The organism is Alteromonas sp. G5_S2_22_S1 (assembly GCF_054968525.1).
In genome coordinates, this window is the sequence record NZ_JBQKUJ010000014.1 from 22605 (window position 1) to 39550 (window position 16946).

The 16946-nt window shown below is 37.6% G+C and carries 12 protein-coding genes; 4 read left to right on the plus strand and 8 right to left on the minus strand.

Annotated features, from left to right (window positions below):
• The first annotated feature begins 90 nt into the window (after positions 1-90).
• The 3 genes from ACTRWF_RS14540 to ACTRWF_RS14550 are packed head-to-tail and all read left to right on the plus strand — an operon-like array spanning position 91 to position 4766.
• A complete protein-coding gene (locus ACTRWF_RS14540) occupies positions 91-1674 on the plus strand; it encodes an AMP-binding protein (RefSeq protein ID WP_462835764.1) in 1584 nt (527 codons plus the stop codon).
• 19 nt (positions 1675-1693) lie between these two features.
• Positions 1694-3130 (plus strand): coniferyl aldehyde dehydrogenase, encoded by a 1437-nt coding sequence (locus ACTRWF_RS14545; RefSeq protein WP_008305450.1) that lies wholly within the window; start codon positions 1694-1696, stop codon positions 3128-3130.
• A gap of 31 nt (positions 3131-3161) precedes the next feature.
• On the plus strand, positions 3162-4766 hold the full coding sequence (locus tag ACTRWF_RS14550; protein ID WP_187447620.1) for a GMC family oxidoreductase: 1605 nt from the start codon (positions 3162-3164) through the stop codon (positions 4764-4766).
• Positions 4767-4872: 106 nt separating this feature from the next.
• Here the strand turns inward: ACTRWF_RS14550 and ACTRWF_RS14555 are convergent, their stop codons facing one another.
• From ACTRWF_RS14555 to ACTRWF_RS14590, 8 genes are all read right to left on the minus strand, one after another.
• On the minus strand, positions 4873-5649 hold the full coding sequence (locus ACTRWF_RS14555; RefSeq protein ID WP_008305447.1) for an alpha/beta fold hydrolase: 777 nt from the start codon (positions 5647-5649) through the stop codon (positions 4873-4875).
• 25 nt (positions 5650-5674) lie between these two features.
• A complete protein-coding gene (locus ACTRWF_RS14560) occupies positions 5675-6967 on the minus strand; it encodes a BatD family protein (protein ID WP_015068507.1) in 1293 nt (430 codons plus the stop codon).
• Complete coding sequence (locus ACTRWF_RS14565; RefSeq protein ID WP_232362887.1) at positions 6960-8525, minus strand: VWA domain-containing protein; 1566 nt, start codon at positions 8523-8525, stop codon at positions 6960-6962. Before ACTRWF_RS14565 ends, ACTRWF_RS14560 begins: the two co-directional genes overlap by 8 nt.
• A gap of 55 nt (positions 8526-8580) precedes the next feature.
• The gene (locus ACTRWF_RS14570) at positions 8581-9567 is read right to left on the minus strand and encodes a vWA domain-containing protein (protein ID WP_008305441.1); all 987 of its coding nucleotides are present in this window, start codon (positions 9565-9567) and stop codon (positions 8581-8583) included.
• 4 nt (positions 9568-9571) lie between these two features.
• Positions 9572-10138, minus strand: coding sequence for a DUF4381 domain-containing protein (locus ACTRWF_RS14575; protein WP_008305440.1), 567 nt, complete (start codon positions 10136-10138; stop codon positions 9572-9574).
• The gene (locus tag ACTRWF_RS14580; RefSeq protein ID WP_008305438.1) at positions 10138-11070 is read right to left on the minus strand and encodes a DUF58 domain-containing protein; all 933 of its coding nucleotides are present in this window, start codon (positions 11068-11070) and stop codon (positions 10138-10140) included. The genes ACTRWF_RS14575 and ACTRWF_RS14580 overlap by 1 nt, the downstream gene beginning before the upstream one ends.
• A 9-nt stretch (positions 11071-11079) precedes the next feature.
• Positions 11080-12051, minus strand: a complete 972-nt coding sequence (locus tag ACTRWF_RS14585) for an AAA family ATPase (RefSeq protein ID WP_008305436.1) — start codon at positions 12049-12051, stop codon at positions 11080-11082.
• Between the two features lie 158 nt (positions 12052-12209).
• Positions 12210-13802, minus strand: coding sequence for an arylsulfatase (locus ACTRWF_RS14590; RefSeq protein ID WP_370316836.1), 1593 nt, complete (start codon positions 13800-13802; stop codon positions 12210-12212).
• 363 nt (positions 13803-14165) lie between these two features.
• Between ACTRWF_RS14590 and ACTRWF_RS14595 the strand changes: the two genes are divergently transcribed.
• Positions 14166-16868: a winged helix-turn-helix domain-containing protein gene (locus ACTRWF_RS14595; RefSeq protein ID WP_462835765.1), complete on the plus strand. Its 2703-nt coding sequence runs from the start codon at positions 14166-14168 to the stop codon at positions 16866-16868.
• The last annotated feature ends 78 nt before the right edge of the window (positions 16869-16946 follow it).

A 16946-nucleotide genomic window follows, 5' to 3' on the forward strand; every position in this document is an offset into this window, starting at 1 on the left:
GTTTGCCAATTTTGACCTGATAATTGAGCTCAAAGACAGTTTACTTATAGTCATGAAATTAGAACATTATAATTATTAAGAGAGTTAGAGATGAAAGTTAATTTTAGCAGCCAATTCCAAAGTATTGTTGATAAATGGGGAGACTTGGAAGCAATAGTTAACGTAGAACGTGACCGCCGTTTTACTTATCGAGAATTTCATTTAGTAACTAATAAAATAGTGAACATGCTTTCGACGACGTTTGGCATGGAAAGAAATGATCGCTTTGTTAATATTTTAGATAACGACAACATGGCGTTATTTCATTTCCCTACTATTTTTAAATCACATTTTACTGGGGCTTTTACTAACTCACGCGATGCTATTGCTGAGCATGAATGGCAAATAGAATATTCTAAACCTAAAGTTGTATTTATAGAGAATATGCACTTAGCAACGCACTTAGAAATGCTAATTGGGCATGGCATTAAAGTGGTTTGTATGGATCCAATTCCTTCTGAGTTTGAAGGTAATGACAACCTGTTTTATTTATGGGATCTGTTAGCGCAGGTATCTGATGAAAATCCAAATATGGAGATTGATGATAGAGAGCATCAATCTATCATTCGTTTTACAGGTGGTACGACAGGTAAAGGTAAGCCAGCGGTGTATTGTGCTGATAATTGGCTAGGTTTACGCGATACTTTGTATGCGTTAGATGAAGCTTGCTTTGATACCAATACTAGAATGCAACATATTGCGCCAATTAGTCATGGTAGTGGTATGTTCTTAGTGCCTACATTCTTTAGTGGTGGTTGTAACATTACTTTAAATGAACCTGATTTGGTGAAATATTGTCAAACCATTGAGACAGAAAAATCAACTCACGCTTTTCTTGTACCAACTATACTTTATCGTATGCTTGAGATCCCAGAAGTGCAAGATGTTGACTTTTCAACCATGCAAAATATGTATTATGGCGCTGCGCCGATGAGCCCTGCAAAACTAAAACTGTTACAGAAAAAATTCGGTAATATTTTTATTCAGGCTTATGGCTCAACTGAGCATTTTGCTATCGCGCTTTCATTAAGTAAATCTGATCATTTATGTGAAAATGGTGACGATAAGCACTTGTCTTCAGCAGGTCGTGTAACTGCTGGTGTTGAAGTTGAAATTATGGACGATGATGGCGAGCCCGTAAAAAGAGGAGAAATAGGTGAGGTTTGGCTACGCTCTCGTGGTGTTTGTTTAGGCTACTTAGACAACCCTGAAAAAACAGCAGAAGAGTTTTATGACGGCTATTGGAAATCAGGTGATATGGGCTATAAAGATGAAAATGGCTATATTTACTTAGTAGATCGTAAAAAAGATATGATCATTTCTGGTGGCTTCAATATTTATGCCACTGAAGTTGAAGCGGCAATTAATGCTCATAACGCAATTTTTATGTCAGCAGTTGTTGGCATTCCTCATGAAGAATGGGGTGAGGCTGTTCATGCCGAGGTTATGCTAAGAGAAGGTGAACAGGTGTCAGAGCAAGAGCTAATTGCTTTTGTTAAAGAGTCATTAGGTAGTTATAAGTCACCAAAATCAATAGTAATTGTTGACCAATTACCACTTACTGTCGTTGGTAAGGTGTTAAGGAAAGATGTACGTAAAAAGTATTGGGAAAACTCAGACAGAGCCGTTGGCTAAGGTTTAGGGGAGAGATATTATGTCAGCCCAAGAGCAAGTGGTAGTTGAAGATCAAGCTTGTGAATTTGCATTGCAGCTGAAAAAACAGCAGCAAGCTTATTTAGCAAATCCTATGCCTTCAGCAGATGAGCGTATTGCACGATTAAAGCGTTTAAGGAAGTCTTTATTAGCCCACCAAGATGAGTTGATTGAGTCACTAAATAAAGACTTTGGTCGCCGAAGCCCTGAAGAAACTTTGTTGTTAGATGTTTTACCTAACATTAATAACATTGATTACTGCGTTAAGCGCCTTAAAAAGTGGATGAAAACTGAAACTCGCCATACGGACTTATTAGTGCGACCTGCAAAGGTTGAATTAATGTATCAACCAGTTGGTGTAGTTGGCATTATTGGTGCGTGGAATGGCCCTATAATTGTTACTTTTGGTCCCTTGGTTACCGCGCTTGCTGCCGGCAACTCTGCCATGATAAAAATGTCTGAGTTCAACCCTGAAACTAACAAAGTCGCTAAGAAAATTATTGCCGAAGCGTTTGATGATTCACTAGTGTCAATTTTTGATGGAGAAGCAGAGGCATCTGCTCGCTTTTCTGCATTACCGTTTAACCATTTAATGTTTACTGGCTCAACAGCAGTAGGTCGCCATGTTATGCGCGCAGCTTCTGCAAACTTAGTACCGGTAACTTTAGAGTTAGGTGGTAAGTGTCCAGTGATTGTTTGTCCAGATATGGACATTGACGATGCTGTAAGTCGATTTATCTATGGTAAATGTGCTAATTCAGGTCAAATTTGTTTATCACCAGATTATATATTATGTCCTGAAGGTAAAGAGCAAGCTGTAGTAGATGCATACTGTAAGCGTTTCAAAGAGATGTTTCCTGCGTTTAGCTCTACAACAGATCATTCAAGTGTTCACTCTGAACGTCATTTTCAACGTTTACAAGAAATACTATCTGATGCCAAAGCCAAAGGAGCAACAGTAATATCTGCTAACGGTCAGGAACCAGATCCAAAAACTCGTATGATGCCGACGCATTTAGTGTTGAATGCTACTGAAGATATGATTGTGATGCAGGAAGAAATTTTTGGTCCAATTTTACCAATTAAAGGCTATAAATCAGTAGAAGAAGCTGTTAGTTATATTAATCAAGGTGGTCGTCCGCTTGGTCTTTATATCATGAGCTTTGATAAAACTACACAAGACTACATTTTAAATCATACACATTCGGGTGGTGTGAGTATTAATGAAGTTGTCTCACATGCACTTTGTGACGATGTACCTTTTGGCGGTGTTGGTGATTCTGGTATTGGTCACTATCACGGTCATGAAGGTTTTAAAGCGATGAGCAAGGCGAAAACAGTGCTGAAACGTGGCAAATTTTATCCTGGAAAATTCACTGCGCCGCCGTACGATAAAGGCTTTTTGCGTCCTATTTTAAAATGGTTACTTCGTCAGTAAATCATCAACACTATTACAACAGGAATTAAAGATGTTTGATTATATTGTTATTGGTGGCGGTTCAGCTGGGGGCGTGTTAGCACATCGCTTATCAACCGATCCGAACAATAAAGTATGTTTGTTAGAAGCTGGTGGTGCTGGTAACAATAAGTTGGTTTCAACGCCAGCTGCTTTTGCTGCACTTATTCAAGACTTTAAAATAAATACCATCAACTGGCGTTATAATACATTGGCGGATAAGTCGATGAATAATCGCACACAATACCAACCACGCGGCAAAATGCTAGGTGGCTCTAGTGGTATTAACGGCATGGTGTACATTCGTGGTTGTAAGGAAGATTACGATCATTGGGAAAGCCTGGGCAACAAAGGCTGGGCTTATGATGATGTACTACCTTACTTTAAAAAAGCAGAAAACAATGAACGTGGTGAAAATAAGTACCACGGTGTTGGTGGTCCGCTAGAAGTTAGTAATGGTGATGAAAGTTTTGATGTTTATAATGGCTTTATAAAGTCAGGCCTTGAAAAAGGCTATAAAATGAATGAAGACTTTAATGGCGATTATCAAGAAGGTATTGGCTATTATCAATTTACGGTGAAAGATGGCAAACGCGCTGGCGTTAAAGCTTGTTATATAGATCCTGCAATGGAGCGCAGTAACTTAACCGTTGAAACAGGTGCTCAGGTTCAACGTATATTATTTGAAGGCAAACGAGCGGTCGGTGTTGAATATATGCAAGACGGTAAATTGGTTACCGTAAAAGCTGCAAAAGAAGTATTAGTTTGTGGCGGTACTTTTAATTCTCCGCAAATGTTGATGCTATCAGGCATAGGTCCTAAAGCAGAACTGGAAGAAAAAGGCATCGAAGTTATTCATGACTTACCAGGTGTTGGCAAAAATTTACATGATCATCCTGACGTTATTTTAGTGGTGAAAAGTAAGAAGAAGTCAGGTATAGCACTTAATCTCGTGGGAACAATTAAATCAACCATCGCGCTGTTTAAATATGCGTTAGCAGGTAAAGGGTGGTTAGCTAGTCCACCAACTGCGGCAGGTGGCTTTATTAAAACTTCACCAGAAAAAGAACGTCCAGATGCGCAATTACACGTTGTGCCGTTAGCTTACCGTGATCATTGTCGTGATTATAAAATCATGACCAAATGGGGGTATAGTGTAATTATTAATATATCAAATCCTAAAAGTCGTGGCGAGTTAACATTAAAAGACAGTAACCCGATGACTCCTCCTAACATTAAGTTAAATTTGTTATCACATCCTGATGATATGAAAGACTTAAGAGAAGGGGTGAAGCGTTTGCTTGATATACTTAATAGTGACGGCTTTAACGAGCATCGTGATTGTTTATTAAAGCCTGATGTACCGCTCAATACAGATCAAGAAATTGAAGAATACCTAAGAAGAGAAGCTTCTCACGCCTATCACCCTGTTGGCTCATGCAAAATGGGTAATGATGATATGGCTGTTGTTGATGAGCGATTACGTGTACACGGTTTAGAAGGTATTCGTGTTGTTGATGCGTCTGTTATGCCGACGGTAACCTCAGGTAATACCAACGCACCTACTATTATGATCGGTGAAAAAGCAGCAGATATGATTTTAGAAGATAACGCTTAAAACCGTGAGTTTGCTTGAACCAGCTGATTGAGAAAGCCCTATAGTTACTTTAATGAGCTATAGGGCTTTTATATTGAGTTCGTTTTAATGTCTTCGTCTTCTTGAGTTAAGAAAGATCATTAATAAAATCATCTATTGCTAATAGTACTTGTTTCGTGTGGGTCTTATGGGGCATATGACCACAGCTTTGAATAATATTCAGTTGAGCTTGACCTGTGGATTGTTCAACTATATAGCTTGGAAAAGCGACAGAGCCATATTCATCTTTTTCACCATGTAATGCTAGTACTGGACAAGTAATTTTGCTTGCTACTGTTAGTTGCCAAGTGCGAAACTCAGGGTTTAGCCAAACTTCTGTCCATGCATCTATTACCCATCGCGTTTTATCACCATGCCACTTAACTAGTTTCTCGAAATGCTGAGGTTGTTGAAAGACAGATTTTGCCTGCTCAATACCGCTAATTGTAAGATCTTCAACAAATGCTTGTGCGGCAATGGTTATAATTGATAAACATTCCTTATCTTGTGCGGCAATGTTAATAGCCATTGCACCACCAACACTATGACCAAGTACTAAATATTCTGTTAAACCTAATTTAGCCTTGATTTGAGGAAAGTAAACTAAGCCTTCTTCTTCTATAAAGTTAAGAGATGGTAATTGCTCTCTAGCGTCTGAACTCCCAAAACCAAGTCTGTCGTAGGCAATAACCTGTCTAGATAATTTAGTTGCTAGTTGAAGAGGGAAGTCTTTCCATTGATTTACTGAACCAAGTGAATCGTGTAATAGCACAATAGGCGCTTTATTTTCTATAGATTCTGGTGTCCATATTTTTACGAAAACTTTGCCGCTATTTAAATCGATGTATTGCGTTGTTATGTTCATGATCTTTATTACTTCAGTAGATAGATCAACCCTTAGGGTTAATGTTTGGTGTTTTAGGTTTTGTTATTACTTTACTATTTTTATTTAACGCCTTGAGATAGCTTTTTGAGAGCCGATCAGTTTGTTTATCTGAAGATACTGGCGAAAAAACGCTTTCAAATAATGAACTAGTTGCCGAATTTTCTTCTCTGCTGAGTTCCTTAGTTAATAGATTTATGTTGTTAGACTTAGTAACAGTGTCTAAGTAAATATAAGCCCATTTTATAAAGCTTTTGTGGTCATTGCTTTTTATCGCTTGTTTTAGCTGAGCTTTGATCTTTTTTGTTCGGTGTTTATCTTGATTTGAATTATTAGTTCTTTTTCTAATAAAAACTAAATAACCAATAAGTAAGCATAGAGCACATAATAGGTAAAAAAATATGGTTAGGTTTTTAGTTATATACAACTGAAACTGTTGCCCAACAGTAAGTGAGCCGATGGCTATTGGTTGTGAATCAAGTTGTGCATGTTTAAGGGTTTGAGCGTTATTGTCCCACCAAGCAAGTTTGATTTTTGGAATAACCACTTTTCCTTGCTGCTCAACGATATAAGTGAACTTTTGAATGCGCGTTGCAAGCTTGTTGCCTCGGTTGTTGTTGTCGATAAGCTCTGGTGTCGATAAGTAATGAGGTAAACCATGAATGGTATTGTGGTTTATTTCAGGTAGCATCATGGCAAGTAAGCCGTCTGCTTCAATGGTGATAGTGCGAGTGACAGCATCACCAGGCAATAACTGTGTTAAATCTTTATCCCAAGCTTGTTTAATAGCCAAGTGATTAGCTGCCCACCATTGGCTGTTTTCATCAAGACTATTTTGCAATTGCTTTGGTACTAAGGCGCTGAAGACTATAGGGTTAGTTAGTATGATTCCTTCAATATCACCTTGACCAATAACATGAATTTTCATGCTAACTTCAAATTCAGGAACCATATAGTTAGTTGCTTGTTGCGGAAATATCGAAAACTCTTTTTCATGCACCGTCCACCGTTTACCATTGAGGTGTTCGCTACTATTTAGGCCAAAATTACTGCGCTGGATAACAATGGCGTTATCAATTTCTGGCAAAGTGAATGTTACCGACCCTTTAAACCAAGTGGATGTTGCAATTCGCAGTTTTATCGTTACTTCTTGACCAACTATCACAGGTCTATCGTTTACAACTTCAATAGATACTTGTAGCTCATTTTGTCTGATTAAATCGTCAATAGTTGTTGCTGCATGTGCTAATGAATAAGGTAGCAGTAGCAAAAAAAGAGCAAGTAATTTAGCTTTACTCATTGCTACTCCCTAATAGTTTTTGCTTATTCACTTGTATTTGCAGTTTGTTTGCTAAAAATTTACTCGGATTTTTTTGTAGATTTTCCATCCACATTTTGGCAAGTTGCTCATTCTTTAGTATTTGTTCTGCACTGTATTGCTGAACTTCTTGCTTACGTTGATTCGTTTTTATTTGTTTACCTTTTGCCTGTTTAAATTGATCACTTGTTTCATCATCTGAACGTTCATTTTGCTCTTGTTTTTGATGTTCAGATAACGACTCTCGAGCTTTAATTATTTTTTGCACAGCCGCTAAGTTTTCAATGATTGCTTGGTTATTAGGGAAAACGGCAAGTAACGATTGATAAATAGACTCAGCAGCATAGTATTTTTCTGCATGAGCGTAGGCGTTTGCTAAACGTAATTTGGCATCATTGCTATCTATTCTTGAAAAGTATTCTATTGCGAGGTCAAAGTCTTCGTTTAGGTAATAAGAGGTGGCCTTCCACATCGTATTTTCGAATCGCTCAGCAGCGGTTTTATAATCTTTCAAATAAAAATATAGTTGTCCTTGTTGGTTAGGAGTTAACCAAAAATTAGCAAAGCTGTTTTCAGCAGCTTGGCCTTGAGTACTTGGTAGTGATAAGCAAAGTACAACAATAAAACTTGACCAGCGAATCGTCCAGCCTCGTCTAAACCACAGTAAATAAAGTAACATTGCGGGAAAAACAAGCCAATAACCGCTATCAACCCAAGGGATATGTTTGTCATTTATTGGGTTATAAAAGCTTTTGATTCTACTGACTAGTTGGTGAATGTCTTGTTTATTAATTGTTGCCGACAGATAAAAACCGTCTATTTCATCTGAAATGCGACTAAGCTTTTGATTGTTTAATGAAGGAAGCGTTAAACCTTTTGCGCTAAGCTCTTCATTCGTAGAGCCGATGCCGTAAATTAACATTTGATAGCGGTGTTGTTCAGAAAAGCGTGTTAATGCCTGTTGGCTTTGTTCGGTGATGTCATCGGTTATAAGTAAAACGGTAACGGGTGTATCGTCGCTGATGGTTGCTTGTTTTATTAAAGTTAACGCATTAGCTACAGACTTTCCTTGCTGAGGCATTATTTTGGTTGTAACAGCTGACAAGTAGTTTCTTAATATATTGTGATCGTTTGTTAACGGTAATATTGAGTGAGCACTGCCTGAATAGACAATTAAGCTGGTATAACCTTCAGGGCGTTCAGCGAGAAGATCTGATACTTTTTGTTTAGCTCGCTCAAGTCTAGAAGGCTGAATGTCAACACTATTCATGGAGTTACTGGTATCAAGCAATATGAATAGAGCAGAGCTGTCTTGTAGAAAAGGAGAAGGCTGGCGTTGCCAACTTGGGCCCATTAAAATCACGGTAATTAGCAGCATTACAACCCATGCAACAATTGAGGGAGATATTTTTCTGATACTTCCAGCTTCTGCTGTTAGTTCTTGATAAATGTGCTGAGCAAAAACCTTTTTAGCTTGCTGGTCTTCATTTTTCTTCGAGTTTTTGTTCGATAACAATAACCAGAGTATCGGGATCAACAATGCCCACCATGGCCTTAAAAAGTGAAAGTTTTGTAGTAGTTGCGAGTAAGCCAGGTCACTGATCATAGGGCACCTTAACTTTTATTCTTGAACGTATATACACTACCATACATAAATTCATAATAACTAAGGTAATCAAAGGGATATGATGCATACTTTGTTTAGGGCGAAATGATATAGAGTCATATGTTTGCGGTTCAAGTTGGGCAATATTTAGGTAAGCTTGACTAAGTTGGCTGGTGTCCATCGCATGATAAAAATTTCCACCAGTTAGCTCAGCGATGCGCTTTAAGGTTTTACTATCGAGTTTTCGCTCGCCAATCGTTGCTGGGTCGCCAAGCGCAATTGTATATATTTTAACGCCGTAGCTAGCAGCTATTTTTGCAGCGTCTATTGGTGGTACTTTGCTGCCTGCATCATTACCATCGGTCAGTAAAATAAGTACTCGGTTTTTTGTTTCACTTTCTTCAAAGTGCTTAATTGCAATACCTATGGCGTCACCAATTACCGTACTTTGGCCCGCCATTGCAATTTCAGTTTCATTGAGTAAAGTTAACCAAGTTGCATGGTCTTCACTAAAAGGCATTTGAAGGTAGGCTGCAGAGCCAAATACAATTAAACCTAAACGATCGTTTTTACGCTCCATAGCAAGAGATTTTAGCACTGACTTAACCATGGTTAGTCGGTCAACTGTATTATCACTTGCCACTTTAAAGTCAGTTGTTGCCATTGACCCTGAAGCATCAACAGCAACCATTAGATCTCTTGCTGATTTTGTTTGTACTATTGGATCTTGCAACCATTGAGGTTTTGCAGCAGCTAATACAAAAAGCAACCAAGAAATGATCAAAACAGACTTTTGTAACCGGCTTGGCTGTTGTGTTTTTGCCCCTAGCTTGGCTTTATCACCTGATATTTCGATGAGCTTATTGAAAAATGGTACTTTAACCATTTGATTTTGTTGTAGGTATTCTGGAAGAAAGCGTAGCAACAGAGGTAACGGTAGAAGAAGAAATAGCCAAGGGAATACAAATTCAAGCATTAGGTTACTTGCTCTTAACTAAGTTTAATAAGCTAAAAGGTTTTATGACGGGATTCACTCCTTCGTAAGGATGCTGCTGGATCCAAAGTTTGGTTTGTTCTATTAATGAGTGCCACTGTTTCTCTGTGCACGCTTCTTTTGGTACTTGGTATAGGTTATCACCTAATAGTTGGTGGGCATTACTATCAAATACTTGTTTTTTATTATGAGTATTTAAAAAATTAAACCAATCTTTTCCTGTTTGTCGCGCAATAATTTCACGAGGGAAAATATAAAGAGCAGTTCCTTTTATTAGCTCTGCTAGTTGATATAGTCGCGCTTGTTCGGTTAACGAAGAGTTTGCTAGTTCAGCTAAAGCCAATAGTGCACTTTTTCGATAGTGGTTATTAATTTGATAAATTAATTTTTGAATAATAAAGATTATTAACCAAGTAATAAATATTATTGCAAGGTAGCTCCACCCTGGGGCAAAAGGTAAAATTGGTAAGGTTTCTGGCATTGGAGCCTCATTAAAGTTGGTCAATGCTAAATTGCCAAAACTTTGATTGATTGTTGATGAGGCATCTAACATTAAGCTGCCCCTAGGTGTTTACGAACTTGTCCAGCAACGTTAAATTCTGTTGAAAAAGACAATAATGGAATATTGTGTTTAGCAAACGTTGTTTGCATGTTAGACAACTTCTGTTCGGTATAGTGATTAAACTTTTCTGTTAGACCTTTTTTATTAGCTGACAGTTGTAATTGGTATTCGCCATCTCCTAACACTAGGTTTTCTAGCGGGCGAATATCATGCTCTAGTTGGTCATAAACGTAACAGGCGATAATGTCGTTGTGCTGAGTTAGTTTTGCAAGGCTCGGTATTATTGATGCCTGCGGGTCAATAAAATCTGAAATAACTATTAGCAAGTAATCGTGAGTAATAAACTTTTCAGCTTTTTTGAGTAAGCCAGCCATTGAAATGGGCTTGTTGGTTTGGGCACTGTTACTGTTTATTATTTGATTAAACTTAACTATTAATGCTAAATACTGTTGAAACTTTGTATGACTTCTAGTTGGTTCACATTCAATGTAACGTTGATCTGACAATATAATAAAGCCAACACGATCACCTTCATCTAATGCCTTCCATGCAATTAACGCACTAAGTTCAGCTGCTAAAACTGACTTCATTTTCCATTGGCTGCCAAAGTGCATATTTGAACGTTGATCGACAATGATCATGACAGGTCGGTCTTTTTCTTCACAATAAAGGCGCACATAGGGCTTGCCCATACGATTAGTGACACGCCAGTCAACATTTCTTATATCGTCTCCTGGGCGATAATCTCTTAACTCGGAGAAGTCCAAACCTCTTCCCCTAATGGTAGAGCGTTTACGACCCATTAATTTACTTTTTAATGGTTGATTAGATAAAAAGCTAAAGCCATGAGCGTCGTGTTTTAAACGCATAAGTTGTTTTAGCGTTATTTGTATGCGTTCATCAATTGCTTTAACTGTTTTCATTGGCTTGGTTTATACGACAGCGACTTGCTTAATTATTTCGTTAATAACATCGTCAGAAGTTATTCCGTCAGCTTGCGCTTCATAACTTAGGTTTATTCGATGTCTGAGGACGTCACAAACTACTTGTCTAACATCATCGGGATCTACATAGTCTTTTTCATTTAAGAATGCTTGTGCTCGTGAACACCTGTCTAAAATGATACTAGCGCGAGGACTAGCGCCAACTGCTATCCAGTTTTTTAAATTGCTATTTGGGTAGCGTTCTGGTTTACGAGTCGCCATCACTATTGCGACAATGTACTTTTCTACCGCTTCACTCATGTGTATGTTTAATACTTGTTGACGAGCATCAAAAACAACACTTTGTTGTATTTTGATAGGCGCTTGTTGTTTGTTACCTTCTTCTGAGCGCACTAAACGAATTATTGATAATTCTTGTTCATCATCAGGGTAGTCGATTTGAATTTTTAGCGCGAAACGATCGATTTGTGCTTCAGGAAGAGGGTAGGTACCTTCTTGCTCTATTGGATTCTGTGTGGCCAATACCATAAATAGATCAGGTAATTGATAGCTTTTCCCCATCACAGTAACTTGTCTTTCTTCCATTGCTTCAAGCAATGCCGCTTGTACTTTTGCAGGAGCTCTATTGATTTCGTCGGCTAGAACTAATTGATTGAATATAGGCCCTTCTTTAAAGGAGAGATCAGTTTTACCATCGATATCTTGGAACATTTCTGTGCCTGTAACGTCTGATGGTAACAAGTCGGGCGTAAATTGAATACGCCCCAACTTAGCTTCAAGCACTTTAGCCAAGGTGCGAATAGAGCGGGTTTTAGCGGTACCAGGTAATCCTTCAAGCAGTACGTTGCCGTTGGTCAGCAATGCAATTATTAAGGCATTAACGAGCTTTTCTTGCCCTAAAATTGACTGGTTTACTTCTGACTGAAGCGCTTTAATTTGAGCTAATATGTTTTCGGCCATATTTATTCTTTATTGGTAATGGTGTTATTAGTTTATTTGTAATGCCAAAAGTGTGTATAAATACATGGTTTTTAATGAATTACATAACTAAGCTTTTATTTTAGTGTAGAACGAAAAAGCAAGAGCTGTATTAACTCTTGCTTTTTTTTTTGTGATTTTTATTTATATGTCACGTTTTCCCAAATTTTCATTTTTTCAACAACCGTTGAAAAGGTAAAGTCGGCTGGTGCTTGTGATGGCGGGAATTCTTTAAATGTTTGTAAGAATTTTATTACTTCTGTTGCCGCAGGAGCAACAGTAAATAAGTGATCTACCGACCATCTATCATAGCCTCCCGCATTTATTGGTGCTTCTTCATATGGATCTTGGCGTAAATTTAAAATTAAAGGTAGACGGCGTGCCACTAAAGGACAAGCCCATACTTCCCAACCCTTACATTTTTGCTCTAAGAATAATAATTTCCAGTCGCCCATTCTAATTGCAGCAACTTTGCCGCCATCGGTTGCATAAATAAAGTTTTTACGAGGCCAGTTTGTATTATCGTCAGCAGTAGTATTTTTACCTTCAATTAGTTGTGGCAATATGTTGTAACCGTCTAAATGAATTTTATATTGACGACCGTTAAATATTGCCCCTTTCTTTAACTGTTCTTTAATATTTGTATTACCTACCGCAGCCATAACCGTTGGTAACCAGTCATTATGAGCGGTTAGTTCGTTAACTATCTGACCTGATTTTATTTTATTTGGCCAACGAACCATGGCAGGTGCTCTAAAGCCACCTTCCCAAGTGGTATTTTTTTCGCCACGGAAGCGCACTGTGCCCCCATCAGGCCAAGAAAACTTTTCTGCGCCATTATCCGTTGTGTAAATAACGATTGTATTGCCACTGATGCCTAGCTCATCGAGCTTATCGAGTAATTGTCCTACGTGACGATCATGCTCTACCAAGCCGTCGCCATATAGGCCGCCACGTTTAGAGATACCTTTAACATCATCTTTTAAATGTGTCCAAATATGCATTCGAGTTGCATTAAACCATGCAAAAAATGGCTTTTTAGCTTTGTGCGCTTTTTCCATAAACTTTATGGTGGCTGCTAAAAACTCTTCGTCGGCTGTTTCCATACGCTTTTTGGTTAATGGACCTGAGTCTTCAATACGTCCATCAGCAAATGAATGAATAACGCCGCGAGGGCTAAAACGCTTCTTCATTTCCGCAGTCATGAATCGGTTATAGTCTTCATGTTCAGGCTCTTCTTCGGCATTTAAGTGATACAGGTTGCCATAAAATTCGTCAAAACCATGGTTTGTAGGTAAATGACTGTCTTGATCGCCAAAATGATTTTTACCAAACTGGGCGGTCATGTAACCTAGAGGCTTTAATAAACCTGCTAATGTAACATCATCTTCACGAGCGCCTTCTTTAGCACCAGGTAAGCCAACTTTGGTTAAGCCTGTACGCATTGGATGTTGGCCATGAATAAATGCAGAGCGACCAGCAGTACAAGAGTTTTCTGCGTAGTAATCAGTAAATATTGCGCCTTCTTTAGCAATACGGTCAATATTTGGTGTCCAGTGACCTGCTTGTCCCATGGTATAGGCGCTTAAGTTATCCATGCCTATATCATCTCCCCATATCGCTAATACATTAGGGCGTGAAGGATCTTCTGTTGCATGTACAGGAGTCGTTAAACAGAGTAACAAAGCACTGCTAGCAAGTATTTTTAATGATGTAATAATTTTCAAAATAATTGTCCGTTAATAGAGCAAAAGTTTATTCAATAGTTTGAATATGCTTGTTTTTATGAATTTTATTTAAACTACATTTATAATATTTCTATCAAGCTAAAAAGCGTATTAATAGCCGATTAAAACTATCCTAGTTTTTAGCTATAGATGTTTTGATTAGGGCATGCTGGTCTTAACAAGCAAAAAAATGGTCTGTGCGGGCTATATCTAGTAAACATAAAATACTCGTTAGAAAATTACTTTATACTATGTTTCTGTTCATTAAAAAAAGAACTACAATGTATAATAATATCAATAATGTAGGGCTAGCATATGCGTATTACTTTGACGCATCTACATTACTAATTATGAATAATAGGGCGCTTTGTGCAAATTTCTGCAGCTAAATTTACTCCTAAAGTAATTACCAAACATTTAATAGAGCAGACAGAATTAGTTCAGCATTTAACTGCAAAACCGTTACGTAATGTAGCGATAGTGCAAGGGCTTGCTGGTTATGGTAAAACAACCTTACTTTTACAATACCTTGCTTGGTTACAAGCAAAAAAAGCCCGCACAATTTGGATTAATTTAGAAAAAGCTGACAATGATATATCACGTTTATTGCAAGTGGTTAGTGAAGCTAGTAATGCATCAGTATCGGGCTCGAGTAAAGTAGCTACAAAAGAAAACCCACATAATACTGACGACTTAAATGTATTGTTGTCGGCTATTGCTGATAATGAACAGCCTTTTTATCTTTTTCTTGATAATTTTGACGTAATAACAGAACCGTCAACGTTAAGTATTTTAAGTGACGCCCTTAATCATTTAAAAAGTCATCAGCAAATTATTATTGCTTCTCGCACTGCGCCAAAGCTTGCTTTGTCAAAATTGAAAATAGCAGATAACTTAATAGAGGTTTCAACATCGGAGCTAAAATTTAGCTTTGAGCAAACTAAAGTATATTTTTCTCGTTTTGGTGATATTCAACTAAATGAAGAACAAATATGCAAATTATATGAATTAACCGATGGCTGGCCTGCAGCATTAAAGCTGTCTACTTTTTTGATCAAACAACCAGAGCAACTTAGTCAACTGACGGTAGACGGAAAAGTTACCAGTGAGCTGTTTGATGATTATTTAATTGAAAACATTTTTAACCACAAATCTGCTGAACAACAAGAGTTTTTAGTAAAGACATCAATTCTGTCAGAGTTTAATTTGCCACTTTGCCAGCATTTATTAGCTGACACTTTTTCCGCTGGAAGAGCAGCGACAATGCTAAATGAAGATCTTGAAGAGTCGATATTGATTGAGTCAACCAATCAACAACAACCTTGGTTAAGTTATCACCAATTGTTTGCAAGCTTTTTAATTAAACTATTAAAACGAGATTATGCAGAACAGGTAGAGCCATTGCACGTTAAAGCGGCAAAGTGGTTTAAAGAAAATAACAGGCCAAGATTAGCAATAGAGCATGCTATAGCTGGTAATGCCAATGAACTTGCCGCTCAAATGATGGATGACTTTGCTCTACCTATGTTAAGAAAAGCGCAGTTTAATACATTAGCTGATTGGACAAATAGCATTTCTTCTGAGTTATTAAATCAACATATTAATTTGTATTTAGCAAAAACATGGGCTGATTTATTTTATAAACGCACATTATTGGTTGAGAAGGATATTTCTCAAATTAGTGAGTGGCAAAAGGCTAATAAGTTAACTAAAGAGCAGCAGCGTATTTTTACGTCTTTAAAAATATCGTTTAGCATAATGTCTGACAATAATGATGAGACGCTAAACGTAGTACAAGCATTGTTGGCTGATAATCAACCTAGTAACCATTCATTGGTTAGAATTGGTTTTTATAATATTCAAGCGTACATCCATTTAAGCCAAGCAAAATTTGAAGATGCAAGAATTGATGGTATGAATGCGTTGGCGTTAACGCAATTTATGGGTAAAAACAAATCATCAGATAATGTTTTTTTTACCGTAACTTATGCTCATGCCGTTCAAGCTTTTGCTCTATTATTGCAAGGAAAACTTAAAAGAGCACTCGCAGTAGCTGAGCAAGGGCTTAGAGATTTTTATCAGCAAGACTTTATTGAGTCAGCAAATGCTTATGGCGTACTTCCAGCGTATACAAGTTTACTATATGAAACGAATAAGTTAGATGACTGCGAAACTATTCTTACAAGAAACCTCTCGTTAATTAGGCAGTTTGCGTTACCAGAATGGTTAGCAGTAAGTTATTTATGCTTGGCGCGAATTCATTTGGCAAAAAATAATACTAATGATGCTATTAAAGTAATTGAGACACTTGAACAGATAGGTTATTCCGATCATTTACCTCGACTTTCGGCTATTGCGCGGTGGGAGCTGGTGAGGATCCACCTTAATAATGGTGAGGTCATATTAGCAAACGACATTGCTGAACGTATTAGTAGCGAAAATTTAGTGGTTAAAAAAGCGCAGTGCTCAATCGCTGCAGACAATGAGGCTGATACTATTACCAGCATTCGACTTTTGTTAGCAAACCAGCAATACAAGAAAGCGTTAAAGCAAATAGCTGATGCAATCGAGCAGTCGCAACCTAATCGCCATTATCGCATATTAAAATTAGAAGTTTTAAAAGTAGTTGCGTTAAAGCAGAGCAATGAACATAGACAAGCATTAAGGCTGCTAACTAAATTAGTAGCTCAAGGCCAAAATGAAGGGTTTGTTCGGACGTTTGTTGATGAAGGCGAAGTGATTAGCGAGCTATTAAAAGAGTTATACCAAACCTTAGATGACTATAACTCTAAACTAGCACTTTATATAGCATCTTTATTAGCCGCTTTTGGTATTGAAGCTAACGCGGCGCAATACGAAGAAGTAAATAATAGGCTAATTGAACCACTTACCAAGCGAGAAGAAGAGTTATTGCACCTCATTAATAAAGGCCATACTAATAGCAAAATTAGTGCGTTACTAAGCTTGTCAGAAAGTACAGTTAAGTGGCATTTAAGCAATTTATTTTCAAAATTAGGGGTTAAAAGAAGAAATCAAGCTACCTCAAAAGCACGAGAACTTGGTTTATTATAAATTTATTTTTGCTTAATTTGACGTCTTTTTACCTACTTGATAAAGCATTGAACGATTCTAAAGAAACTTATCAAAGCC